At 52.2% G+C, this 11,997-nt stretch carries 11 protein-coding genes and 1 tRNA gene; 6 read left to right on the forward strand and 6 right to left on the reverse strand.

Annotation, left to right across the window (positions count from 1 at the left end; all coding sequences use genetic code 11):
• Positions 1-13 precede the first annotated feature (13 nt).
• The 6 genes from HS100_19485 (at position 14) to HS100_19510 (ending at position 7,100) form a co-directional block, all read left to right on the forward strand.
• Positions 14-928 (forward strand): D-2-hydroxyacid dehydrogenase, encoded by a 915-nt coding sequence (locus tag HS100_19485; GenBank protein MBE7436108.1) that lies wholly within the window; start codon positions 14-16, stop codon positions 926-928.
• A 26-nt stretch (positions 929-954) separates the two neighbouring features.
• On the forward strand, positions 955-1,902 hold the full coding sequence (locus HS100_19490; protein ID MBE7436109.1) for a pyridoxal-phosphate dependent enzyme: 948 nt from the start codon (positions 955-957) through the stop codon (positions 1,900-1,902).
• Between the two features lie 262 nt (positions 1,903-2,164).
• Positions 2,165-3,619 carry a DUF4118 domain-containing protein gene (locus tag HS100_19495; protein ID MBE7436110.1) on the forward strand — a complete coding sequence of 485 codons (1,455 nt, stop codon included), beginning with the start codon at positions 2,165-2,167 and terminating at the stop codon, positions 3,617-3,619.
• Positions 3,616-4,311 carry a response regulator gene (locus HS100_19500; GenBank protein MBE7436111.1) on the forward strand — a complete coding sequence of 232 codons (696 nt, stop codon included), beginning with the start codon at positions 3,616-3,618 and terminating at the stop codon, positions 4,309-4,311. The genes HS100_19495 and HS100_19500 overlap by 4 nt, the downstream gene beginning before the upstream one ends.
• A 166-nt stretch (positions 4,312-4,477) precedes the next feature.
• Positions 4,478-5,119: a hypothetical protein gene (locus tag HS100_19505; GenBank protein ID MBE7436112.1), complete on the forward strand. Its 642-nt coding sequence runs from the start codon at positions 4,478-4,480 to the stop codon at positions 5,117-5,119.
• A 13-nt stretch (positions 5,120-5,132) separates the two neighbouring features.
• Positions 5,133-7,100: an APC family permease gene (locus tag HS100_19510; protein MBE7436113.1), complete on the forward strand. Its 1,968-nt coding sequence runs from the start codon at positions 5,133-5,135 to the stop codon at positions 7,098-7,100.
• 69 nt (positions 7,101-7,169) lie between these two features.
• On the opposite strand, the gene HS100_19515 is transcribed toward HS100_19510, so the two are convergent.
• From HS100_19515 to HS100_19540, 6 genes are all read right to left on the reverse strand, one after another.
• Positions 7,170-7,243 (reverse strand) — tRNA-Pro (locus HS100_19515).
• A 97-nt stretch (positions 7,244-7,340) separates the two neighbouring features.
• Positions 7,341-8,294: a hypothetical protein gene (locus tag HS100_19520; GenBank protein MBE7436114.1), complete on the reverse strand. Its 954-nt coding sequence runs from the start codon at positions 8,292-8,294 to the stop codon at positions 7,341-7,343.
• Between the two features lie 17 nt (positions 8,295-8,311).
• Positions 8,312-9,808 (reverse strand): carboxypeptidase M32, encoded by a 1,497-nt coding sequence (locus HS100_19525; GenBank protein MBE7436115.1) that lies wholly within the window; start codon positions 9,806-9,808, stop codon positions 8,312-8,314.
• A gap of 191 nt (positions 9,809-9,999) precedes the next feature.
• The gene (locus HS100_19530; protein MBE7436116.1) at positions 10,000-10,902 is read right to left on the reverse strand and encodes a c-type cytochrome; all 903 of its coding nucleotides are present in this window, start codon (positions 10,900-10,902) and stop codon (positions 10,000-10,002) included.
• Between the two features lie 212 nt (positions 10,903-11,114).
• A complete protein-coding gene (locus HS100_19535; GenBank protein ID MBE7436117.1) occupies positions 11,115-11,480 on the reverse strand; it encodes a hypothetical protein in 366 nt (121 codons plus the stop codon).
• A gap of 81 nt (positions 11,481-11,561) precedes the next feature.
• On the reverse strand, positions 11,562-11,978 hold the full coding sequence (locus HS100_19540) for a DUF3052 family protein (GenBank protein ID MBE7436118.1): 417 nt from the start codon (positions 11,976-11,978) through the stop codon (positions 11,562-11,564).
• Positions 11,979-11,997 lie beyond the last annotated feature (19 nt).

Here is an 11,997-nt window from a genome sequence, read left to right on the forward strand (position 1 = left end):
AAATTGAAGCATCATGCCCCGCCTGCTCATACTCAGCAGGGATGCCGAAGACTATCGGAAAATTCTTGCGTCGGCAGATCTCCCCGATCTGATCATTGAAAACAGCCCTTCCAAAGACTGCGAGATCATCTTTGGCGCGCCTTCCATGATCCCAGGTGTTTTGAATGATCTGCCCAATCTGCGCTGGGTCCAGTCCATGTGGGCGGGCGTGGAGCCGCTGTTGATTCCTTTGCTTCGCAAAGATTACCTGTTGACCAACGCGCGCGGGGTTTTTGGCGGGTTGATGGCTGAGTATGTAATTGGCTATCTACTCGCTCATGAGAGAAAGGTCTTTTCACGAAGACAGTCGCAATTGAGCAAAACGTGGGATAAAACCCTCACAGGCACGCTGCGTGGAAAAACCATCGGCTTGCTGGGCGTCGGCTCCATCGGCGAGGAAGTGGCGAGCGCGGCAAAGTTCTTCGGGATGAATGTGCGCGGATTTACAAGGTCGAGCGAAACATCCCCGGATGTGGACAGGTATTACCATCACGGTCATCTGTCCGAATTCGCAACAGGATTGGATTATCTTGTCAGCATTTTGCCGGACACGAATGAAACTCATAAAATTGTGAACGCAGAGGTTTTGAAGACCCTGCCGCCTAACGCTATTTTCATTAACGTGGGACGCGGTTCTTCATTGGATGAATCCGCGCTTCTGGATGCATTGAATCAAAACAGGATCGCCGGGGCGGTGTTGGATGTCTTCGAGCATGAACCGCTCCCGCCGGATCATCCATTTTGGGATGCGAAAAACCTGATCATGACCTTCCACACATCCGCGCCGAGTTTCCCGGAGGATATCGCAAAGATCTTCATTGAAAATTACCGGCTTTATCTGGCAGGTAAACCGCTAAAATATCAAGTGGATTTTGAAAAGGGATATTAGCGCGGAAAGTAGAGATTGGAGAATTAATGTCAGTTTCACTGGACGATATCAAATCCGCAGCCAGACGCATCACGCCGTATATCCACCGGACGCCAGTCCTGACCAGCCAAAGCCTGGATCAACGGGTTGGCGCGCAAATCTTTATGAAGTGCGAAAACCTGCAGAAAGTGGGTGCGTTCAAGTTTCGCGGGGCAAGTAATGCAGTCTGGTCGCTGACGGACGAGGAAGCAAAGCGCGGAGTCGTCACCCACTCGTCCGGGAATCACGCGCAGGCACTGGCATTGGCGGCAAAGATGCGCGGCATCCCTGCATATATTGTCATGCCGGAAAATGCGCCGCTGGTGAAGAAAAACGCCGTCGCAGGTTATGGCGGAAATATCACATTCTGCGAGCCGACGCTCCAAGCAAGGGAAAGCGCGATGGAGAAGATCAGGCTCGATACGGGTGCGAGCGTCATCCATCCTTACAACGATGAACATGTGATCGCAGGTCAGGCCACAGCGGCCTTGGAACTTCTTGAAGATATCCCCGATCTGGACGTGATCATCGCGCCGGTCGGCGGAGGCGGATTATTAAGTGGAACATCAATTGCCGCGACAGGGATCAGAAAAGGAATACGGGTTATCGGTGCAGAGCCTGAAAAAGCGGATGATGCTTTTCGCTCCATGAAAGCTGGAGAGATCGTCCCGTCGTCACACCCTAAAACGATCGCCGATGGGCTCCTCACTTCACTGGGCACGCTGACATTTCCGATCATCCTGAAACGCGTCGAGCAGATTGTCACAGTCAGCGAAACAGGGATCATCGAATCGATGAAGTTCATTTGGGAACGCGCGAAAATCATCATCGAACCCTCTGCAGCGACCGTCATTGCCGTCCCATGGGAGAACAAGATCGACCTGAGCGGATTAAAAGTTGGAGTAATCCTCAGCGGCGGGAATGTGGACCTCGAAAAATTACCCTGGCAAAAGTAACCAATTCCTTTAGAGAGCGTTTTGAAATTGTCATTTCAAGTGGCGCAAAGCGCCTTGAGAAATCTTGTTTGCGCAAATCCAAGATTTCTCCTCGCTATCGCTCGTCGAAATGACAAAAATAACGCGTTATAAGGCACAAAACAGGATTTATAAAACACTCTCTATCAGCTAAGATGATCAATATGCGGGGATTGCAAGTATAGGCGGTAACGAGCCCGCAGGTGGCATTACTCTTGCAACGGTATAATGTATCTCATACAACATGAAGCGTTCGGCATTTCTCTCTCGCGCCTCGCCACATCTTTTCGCACTCGGCATAATCGCCCTTGTCACGGCGGTTTTGTTTACCTTGCGCGATGAACTTAACACAACCCTCGTTGCCCTGCTGTACCTTATTCCTTTGGGTTCGATTACAGCCTTTTGGGGGCTTGGAGCGGGCATCACAAGCGCGCTGGCGGAATTCCTGATGTTGAATTATTTTTTCATCCAGCCTTATTACAATTTCGGAGTTCACCAACCCGCCGATGTATTAATCCTTGCCGTATTTTTGATCGTGGCGATAGCCATCAGCCAGTTGGTCGGCCGGCTGCAGTCCGGTCTCGCCGCTGCCACAGCCCGCGAACGGGAAGCAACCCAGTTATACGAACTCAGCACGGCGCTCGCAGGCATGCATGATCCCAAGACCATTGCTGAGATCCTTTCGAGCCATACGCAGGCCGTTTTGAGCTGTGAAGCAGTGGAGTTGAACATGCGCGGAAATCCTCCGATCATTTGCCGCCTACCGGATACAAATCCGCCTCCGCGTCCGCCGGAATGGACGGTTCCCATCCAATTAACTGAAGATATCCTTGGTGAGATTCGACTCTGGAGAGCAGAGCCATCCCTGACCGCCGCCGAAAAACAGCTACTGCAGATTTTTGCCAGCCAGGGAGCGCTTGCCTTCGAACGCGCACGCCTTGCACAGGCGGAATCCCGGACGCGAATCCTCGAAGAAAGTGACAGACTGAAATCCGTGATCCTCTCATCTGTCTCGCATGAATTAAGGACTCCGCTCTCGACCATCAAAGCTGCAGCGTCAAGCTTGAGAGGTAATGAAGTCAGTTGGGAATCGCCTGCACGGTCCGAACTTATCGCCGCCATCGACGACGAATCCGACCATTTGAACATCCTGGTCGGCAATCTCCTTGACATGTCGCGGATCGAATCGGGCGTACTCAAACCGAAACGCGAATGGAATATTCTGCCCGAGATCATTGGTAGTGTCCTCGCCCGCATGAAACGTTGGACCGGCAGCCATCGCATCGAAGTGGATGCGCCTGAGAACTTGCCTCTTGTCCCCGTTGATTATGTGCAGATGGAACAAGTCTTCACAAACCTCCTCAGCAACAGCGCGAAATACGCGCCGGAGAAATCCGTGATTCGCATCCGGGCATTTGTGGAAGGTGATTTAATGCATGTCATCCTCCATAACCAGGGACCGCATGTGCCTCAGGACCTTCTCGAAAAGATATTCGACAAGTTCTTTCGCCTGACTGCCACAGACCGCGTGACCGGCACGGGGCTGGGGCTTTCCATCTGCAAGGGAATCATCGAAGCGCATGGCGGGCGACTCTGGGCAGAAAATGTAACCGATGGACTCGCGTTCAATTTCACCATTCCACTGAAATGGGAAGGCATGCCGCCTCCCAAAATGCCGATCGACCCGGAGGTCGAATGAGCAATGCCCCACTTATCCTTGTCATCGATGATGAACCCCAGATCCAGCGCGCGATTCGCACCATTCTGACAGAGAAGGGATTCAACGTCACGACAGCTAGCCGGGGGGAGGAAGGGCTTACTCTCGCCGCTGCGAAGGAGCCGGACATCGTGATCCTCGATCTTGGATTACCCGATATGGATGGCGTCGAAGTCTGCACGCGCCTAAGGGAATGGACACAATGCCCGATCATCATCTTATCCGTGAGGGATAGCGAACAAGACAAGGTTAGAGCTCTCGACAAAGGCGCAGATGATTACCTCACAAAGCCTTTCGGCATCGAGGAACTGCTTGCGCGCGTGCGCGTGGCACTGCGTCATTCTGCGACGAAACATGGCGCGCAAAACAAGGTCGTCAAGTCCGGAAATCTCACCGTTGATCTTGCATGGCATATCGTCAAACGCGGCGATGATGAGATCAAACTCACCGGCACCGAATACAAATTGCTTGCCTTTCTTGCGGCAAATCACAGTCGTGTGCTAACCCACCAGAGCATCCTCACCAATGTATGGGATCCCGCCGATGCAGGCCACACCGAATACCTGCGTGTTTACATGCGCCAGCTTCGAAAGAAACTCGAATCCGATCCAGAAAATCCGCAGATCATTCTGACCGAGCCGGGAATCGGGTATCGCTTCATTGCGGATGAATGATGAAAGTAATGGAAGATTGCTTCGGGCTAACGCCCTCGCAATGACAATGGTCACTTTACGACGCCCTTACAAAAGGGCGTTTTTATTTGTCCTTTATGTGATTGCCGGAAATTTTTGTCACCGCTTTATTCGAGTTGGATACGATTCGATCATCATAAGAGGTGACATGAAATCCATCGACACTCATACGCACGCGTTCGTTGTACCGCCCGCCTCCCTTCCGGACCTCAAACCTGCATCCCGCCTGATCGTCCTTGTGCCTGATTTGGATGTGGATTTCCCGGCGTTTGCGCAAAAACTCAAAGGGTTGGCAAAAGCCATTGAAAGCCGGGTCCAACTCCTCGGTCTGAGCAGGGATGCGGCACACGAACCTGGAATTCGCAGACGCCTGGTGACAATCTCCGCCATGGTGGAAGAAAAGGATATCTTCGTCGAATCGACCGTGGAAATCGGCAGGGACTGGGTGGATGCGGTCAAGTCATACTGGCGTGAAGGGGATGTGATCGTCTGTTTCGCCGAATACCGCCCCGGGTTCAATGACAAGCCGCTGGCGCAAATCCTCGAAACAAGATTGAACGCTCCTATTTACATCATATCCGGACTTTATCACGAACCGGTAAGGACAAACTCTTCGTTGAAGAAAAGCATACTTGGGTGGACTGGCTCGATCACCCTCCTGTTCGGTTTCTTTGTACTACAAGTCAAACTCATGGAATATCCACAGGACATGATACATTCTATTGGTCTATACGCATCCATTCTCGCAGAAACTGCTTCGATCTGGTTCTGGAACAATCTTTTCACCTAGGCTTCGGAAAAAAATGATCAATCAAGAAGAAATTTCAAAATCCCCGATCATCGAACGGGATACATTACATAAACCTTCCCCTAGTCTGCGCTCATGGCTGATCGGGCGCCCCCTCTCCACTGCAGACGCTCCGCATCAGACAATCGGCAAGCTGGTGGGGCTGGCTGTCTTTGCATCCGATGCGCTTTCGTCGACTGCGTACGCGACCCAGGAGATTCTCGTCATCCTCGCAGCAGCCGGGTCGATCGCGTACGGTTACGTGTTTCCCATTTCTATCGCCATTGTCATCCTGTTGGGAATCGTCACTATTTCCTACGAACAAACCATCCATGCCTACCCAGATGGCGGCGGCGCATACATTGTGGCTCGCGATAATCTTGGAGAGTTCCCCGCGCTCATTGCCGGAGCCGCCCTGCTGACAGATTACATATTAACCGTTTCGGTTTCCATCGCATCCGGAGTAGCACAAATCACCTCTGCATTCCCTTTTCTATACGACTATCGCGTCTTTCTTTCCGTCAGTTTCATCCTTTTTGTTATGTTGATGAACTTGCGCGGGGTCAAGGAATCGGGTACGGCATTTGCCATTCCCACCTATTTCTTCGTAACCATGATGTTCATCACCGTCGGGTTGGGTATGTTCCGGCTTTTTGTAACCGGAACCCTTGGAATGGTCGTTGACCCGCCTGAATTGGAAATGCTTGACGAAATTTCAGCCATAACGCCATTTCTGATCCTGCACGCATTTGCCAGCGGAACGACTGCCCTGACAGGCGTCGAAGCCATCTCGAATGGGATCACTGCCTTCAAAGAACCTCGCAGCAAAAATGCAGGTATCACGCTAATATGGATGTCGCTCATCCTTGGTTCGCTCTTCCTCGGAATATCCTTCCTTTCCAGAGAGATCGGCGCAATCCCATCCGAGAGTGAAACGGTGATCTCGCAGCTGGCGCGGACTGTATTTGCCGGGCGCGGGACTTTATACCTGATGTTGCTCGGAGCAACCACAGTCATCCTTATCATGGCGGCGAACACCGCCTTTGCGGATTTTCCCCGGCTGGGCGCGCTGGTCGCCAAGGATGGGTTCCTTCCGCGACAACTCAACTATCGCGGAAGCCGCCTCGTTTACTCGCGAGGAATTATCGCGCTTGCTGCAATTGCATCTGTCATTTTGATCATCTTCCAGGCAAGCGTGACCCGTCTCATTCCGCTGTATGCGATCGGTGTTTTCCTCTCATTCACTTTGTCACAAGCCGGCATGGCATTGCGCTGGCGCAAGATCGGCGGTCTCCAACCGGGAGAGGAAAAAGCAGAGCGCGGATCGACCCTGCTATATGTCAAGGACTGGGCTCAAAAAATGTCCATTAATGGATTTGGGGCTGCATGTACCGCTGTGGTCATGATGGTGTTTGCCGTTACCAAATTCAAGGATGGAGCCTGGGTGGTCTTGATCCTGATCCCCATACTGGTTGCAGTGTTCTGGCTGATCCATCGACATTACAAAAGTCTCGCAGGAAAACTCTCACTGGATAACTTTGGCGCGATTCCACCTCATACCATCCGCCACCGGGTGATCATGCCGGTCAGCGGCGTGCATCAGGGAACGCTGGCGGCGCTCCGCTATGCGCGGATGTTATCGGACGATATTACAGCCGTGCATGTCAGCATCGAACCTGCAGACGCGGAAAAGGTTAAGCAGAAATGGGAACGGTGGGGTGAAGGCGTGCGGATGGTAATGTTAAATTCTCCCTATCGCCTCTTTCTCGAGCCTTTATTGGAATACATCGCCGAAATATCCCGGGAACGCCAGCCTGGCGAAACCCTGACCATTGTCGTTCCGGAATTCATCTCGAACAGCCCGTTGACGGGAGCACTTCATACCAATACTGCCGACCTGTTCCGCAGTCAACTGAAGCGCCAGCAGGGAATCGTGATCATCAACGTCCCCTACCATGTGCACGACGACGATCTGGTTCATTAACTACGTCAATCGCACCAGTCTCATAATCAAAAGACTCCCTCGGGTTGGGAGTCTTTTCTTTCGATGCTGTCGGGGTGCCGAGATTTGAACTCGGGACCTCACGGACCCGAACCGTGCGCTCTACCGGTCTGAGCCACACCCCGATTAAACAGCGGGCAGATTATACCATTGCCATTTGATTTGGCAAGCAATTTATCAAACCGGTTGTTTAACAAGTTTACAGACCTCTTCTACAGCACATCACGGATTTAGAATCACTTCAATCGTGTAAAGATAGACCAATTTGCCGAAATCCGGATCGCTGATGGAAAGCAAGGGATTTTCTTGTCGGAATGTCAGGCGGGCGGGAGTAGACTCACTGACCTTGTAGGGGATCACGGTCTCGAACGGCTGGGTATCGATCCCGTTTATTTCGAGGATGCGCGTGCCAAGCGGTTTGCCCTCTTGAGAGATCAATTCCGCCACGAAGGGTTGGTCATTATAAGGCCAGATACGCCCTTTCAACGCCACCTGGCCCGCGTAAAAATTCGTCTTTTCCTTGAAGCCATCCATGGCGATGCGCTCATAGATGAAATTCCCAGGCGGGTTGACCTGCGGCGTACCGATGGAATACAGCAAGACCGGCATGGTATTCAGTGCCTGTATCCTGCCAAAATCATCCTTCGAGCTGATACGAATATAACCCGCTTCGGAAACTGCGCGGATCTCAAAGGCGAACTCGAAGCGCTGAAAGATTCCAAGCGGATTCCGCTCCAGTTTCTGAATGAACCGCTGAAGCACGCGTCCGTCTTCGCCGAGCAGGTCGACCTGAATCCGGTCACTTTCTCCCGCGGCAATGATGGCATTCATCACAAACGGCGAAGTCAGGCTCGACATCGGACCCGGCGCAATAAAGCGGATTTGCGCGTATTCGGTGAAGCCGGCCGCCAGGGTCGGTGTGACGGTTGGAATCTCAGGCTGGGAAATCGGCGGTTCCGGTGTGTTTGTCAGTGTGGCAGTCGGAGTCAATGCGGCGGCTGTGGCAAACGCCGCCTGACCGGTCAACGCAACCACTGTCGGCAGGTAATCGGGCGGGAGGGGTGTGGCAGTGGAAGCAGCCCGGGATGTGCAGGCAGATACAAGTCCAAGAAGTGAGGCGAGAACGATAAGTCTGGATTTCATTTTCAACGTAACGAAGGCGGGTCGGGAAAGCATTTCCAGGCTCAAGGTAATTACAACCCGTAAATCTCGCCGTACTTTTCCGTCAAGTAGCGGACATATGCAGCCGAGTCGATATCATTTCCAGTGACCTTCCGCACCAGGTCGCGCGGATCATATTTGTGCCCATACTGATGGATGTTTTTTCTCAACCATTCGCGCAGTTCTGCGAATTGACCCTTTCGAATTTGCTCTTCGAGATTCCTGATCTCTTTATTGATCCTCTCCCACAACTGCGCAGAGATGATATTGCCGAGCGCGTAAGTGGAAAAATAACCAATGGAACCGTATGACCAGTGAATATCCTGCAGGACGCCCTGCGAATCACTGGGGGGCGTGACGCCGAGGTAATCGTGCATCCTGGCATTCCAGATTTCTGGAAGGTCCTTGACCGCGATGCTGCCTTCCACCATGCCGATCTCGATCTCGAGGCGAAGCATGATATGCAGGTTATAGGTGGCTTCATCCGCGTTGACCCGGATCAGACTTGGCTCGACCTTGTTGATCGCCTTATAGAACGCCTTGACATTCACGCCGTTCAGTTGTGACGGGAAGGCTTTTTTCAACTCCGGATAAAAATGTTCCCAGAAGGGAAGCGATCGGCCGACGAGATTCTCCCACATGCGGGATTGCGATTCGTGCACTGCAAGCGATGTGCCGCTTGCAAGGGGTGTGCGCTCATAAGCGGGGTTACCCCCGAGTTCGTACAAAGCGTGACCGCACTCGTGCATGGCGCTGAACAGCGTGGCAAGCGGCGAGTTCTTTTCGAAACGATTCGTGATTCGCACATCGTCCACGCTGAAGGTGGTCTCGAAGGGATGCGGCGCTTTATCCTGCCTGCCGCGCCTGAAATCGTATCCGAATTTCCTGATGACGGTTTCGCCAAAATCCCAAACCTTCTTTTCATTGAATGATTTTTTAAGAAAGTCGCTTTTCACCTGTTTGGCTTCGCCGATGGCTTTGATCAACGCAACCTGTTTCGGGCGCAGGTTGCCGAATATTTCGCGAACTTCGGCGGTTGGCAGGCCCGGTTCGTAATCATCCAAAAGCACATCGTACGGATGATCGGCGGGAGGGAAGAACGAAACATACTTCTTGATCAATTCCAGGTTCTTTTCGAGATGCGGCCGGAAGATGGAAAAATCCGATTTGCCTTTTGCCTCCACCCATGCCTCGACCGCTTTCGTAGAAACCATCGCCTGCTCCGCCACAAACTCTGGCGGGACGCGTTTTGCCTTTTCGTAATCGCGCGCCGCCACACGGACTATCGCCCCTTCGTCGGTTTCGGGATCCGTATATTCCTTTTTCAGTTCCTCGAGCAAACTTCCCATTTCATCGGAAGTGAATTTTTCCTGCGCGATCTTCCCCAATGTGGCAAGCTGCTGGCCGCGCGCCTCCGCCCCTCCGGGCGGCATGTTCACCTGCTGATCCCACGACAACACCGACGCCGCGCGATTCAGATCGAATACTTCGCCGATCATTTCCTTGAATTTATTCAATTTATCAGACATTCACTTTCTCCTGTTCCTTGTGACTTTTACGCCTCAAACCGGACCTGAACTTGATTCCCCTCCCCAAACCATCCTCACCCTGAGAGCGCAGCCCCTTGATTTTATCCTAAGTTGCAAGTTCGATCCCCCAATATAAAAACAGCGGGCAGGATACGGATACCTGCCCGCCGCGAGTGACTAAGCCGCTATGATCATTCCGTGTATTGCGGAAGTTCCGGCAGCGATTGTAAATACATGTAGATCGCCTTCAATTCATCGTCGTGGAATTTGCCGTAATCCTGCCAGGGCATCAGGGTGGAGTCCAATTCATGTCCGCCCGGCGTGACGCCTGTGCGAATCGTATTGATGAAATCCTCTTCACTCCAAAAAGCGAGTTCACCGCCTGGGGTCAGGTTGGGGGAAATTTTAGTGATGGTCGGGTCGGGGAACGGACCGCCGTTCAAATCGGGACCATGGCACAAGCGGCAATCGTGAGTATCCATTAAATATTTACCATACTCAACGCTTACGCCGGGTTCAGGGGCGGCGACATGAATATCGTGTGTGACCGTTTCGACAGGCATTGGCGGGAGCATGCCCGCTGTATACAATATTTTTGCGAGCGGTGTGAAATCTGCTCCATTGGTTGCCCGGTCCACTGGCGGGACTGTCTTGATGTAGGCGATTACCGCCGCCAGCTCTTCATCGCTCATAAAAGCTGTGGAAACGACCGCGGGCATGAATATCGGCTTGCCTTCCCTGTCAATTCCATGCCGGATGGCACGGACAAAATCCTCGGTAGTATATGTGCTTCCGATACCGCCGTCACCGCTTGTCAGGTTAGCGGATTGAATAGTGCCCAGCGCCGGATCGTTGAAAAACTCCAAATCCCCGCCAAGATCTTCTCCGTGACAACCCTGACAAAGCACTTCAGCGCGATGCCTGCCAAGCTCAAGGCTGGCTTCATCGGTCGGTAACACAAGATCTGATGGCGGGAAATCATAGGTCTTGTTCATACGGCTGTTGCCGATCGAAAACATGGCAAGCCCGGCAACGATAATCAACCCAATCAATGAAGCGAGTACGATCCCAATCCATTTAAATATTTTCTTCACCTCTAAATCTCCTATTCTAAATTTATTATTTCGCTTGTCGATCCATTAATCAGCGCCTATCTATTCAAGGCAACTTAAATCGCCCGGCGCTTTTAGGCGTCATGCTGAGCAAAGCACCTCTACAATTGTCTCGGAAACCCTTCGTTGCGCCTTTAGCGCTACTCAGGGCGGCAATATGTGAGGTGATTTCTTATTACTCTGAATCGTGTCGATTAGTTGAGCCGCCTGATCCGCGGCGAGGTATTATAAAGACCGACGAAGAAGAACCCTGCTGCAACGACCAGCCAGAGCGCTGGCAGAAAATATCCAAGAGCGGAGGTCATGAATCGACCGCTCCACTGGGCGTAAAAGGCGATCAGGCTGATCCCAAACGATGCCAGAAACCCGACTACGAAAACAGCGGTCCGCAATTTGGAAACGTTCTCGTTGCGCGCCATCAAGAATAAAACCCCCAACGAGAGGCAAAAGATACTAAATCCAAACCTCATAAAATCGAACCCGGATCCGGAGAAAAGCCCCGCCACACCTTCGATCATGTACCAGGTGCCGCCGAGCGTAAGCATACGTTTTGGTGTCATCGCGATTCTCCTCTCAAAATGCCAGTCGAGTTTTATCCTTGGTGATCTTATTTCATTTTCCAACTCTTCGTCTGACATCGTCTATTTCTCCCTGTTAGACCGTCGGATCATCAATTTCAATCCGGACCATAGATCGCTCACCGAACAGACCTTCACATCCACAAAGCCGAGCGGCAGGGCAATCTCACGGATCACATCTTCGGTAATATCGGTTGGGACCTTCGCCGATTTTTTAGGCCATGAAACCCAAACGAATCCGTCCTGAGCAAGTTTGGTTCGCAGGGTGGAAAGTACGGCGTCCAGGAATCCCCGTTCAGTGGCGAAGACATGCGCCGCCCTTATGGGAGGGGTCACATTCGAAGCCAGCGCCACGCCTTTCGGTAACTCTCCCAGCCAGCCTTTATATTCGCGCGGCACGTTGATCGTCAGGACGCGAAGAGGCGGGGTGGTAAATCCGAGTTTTTTATATAAAGGGGTTCCAGAGTAGCCAGACGCCATATGCCCCAATTATAAACAA

This window comes from Anaerolineales bacterium, from assembly GCA_015075725.1.
Taxonomy (GTDB): Bacteria; Chloroflexota; Anaerolineae; order Anaerolineales; family Villigracilaceae; genus Villigracilis.

What these genes read in the sequence shown, in the direction of transcription:
- HS100_19525 (MBE7436115.1), bottom strand. Translation starts at nt 9,808, where the DNA reads ATGTCTGATAAATTGAATAAATTCAAGGAAATGATCGGCGAAGTATTC.
- HS100_19535 (MBE7436117.1), bottom strand. Translation starts at nt 11,480, where the DNA reads ATGACACCAAAACGTATGCTTACGCTCGGCGGCACCTGGTACATGATC.
- HS100_19500 (MBE7436111.1), top strand. Translation starts at nt 3,616, where the DNA reads ATGAGCAATGCCCCACTTATCCTTGTCATCGATGATGAACCCCAGATC.
- HS100_19485 (MBE7436108.1), top strand. Translation starts at nt 14, where the DNA reads ATGCCCCGCCTGCTCATACTCAGCAGGGATGCCGAAGACTATCGGAAA.
- HS100_19495 (MBE7436110.1), top strand. Translation starts at nt 2,165, where the DNA reads ATGAAGCGTTCGGCATTTCTCTCTCGCGCCTCGCCACATCTTTTCGCA.
- HS100_19510 (MBE7436113.1), top strand. Translation starts at nt 5,133, where the DNA reads ATGATCAATCAAGAAGAAATTTCAAAATCCCCGATCATCGAACGGGAT.
- HS100_19490 (MBE7436109.1), top strand. Translation starts at nt 955, where the DNA reads ATGTCAGTTTCACTGGACGATATCAAATCCGCAGCCAGACGCATCACG.
- HS100_19520 (MBE7436114.1), bottom strand. Translation starts at nt 8,294, where the DNA reads ATGCTTTCCCGACCCGCCTTCGTTACGTTGAAAATGAAATCCAGACTT.
- HS100_19505 (MBE7436112.1), top strand. Translation starts at nt 4,478, where the DNA reads ATGAAATCCATCGACACTCATACGCACGCGTTCGTTGTACCGCCCGCC.
- HS100_19540 (MBE7436118.1), bottom strand. Translation starts at nt 11,978, where the DNA reads ATGGCGTCTGGCTACTCTGGAACCCCTTTATATAAAAAACTCGGATTT.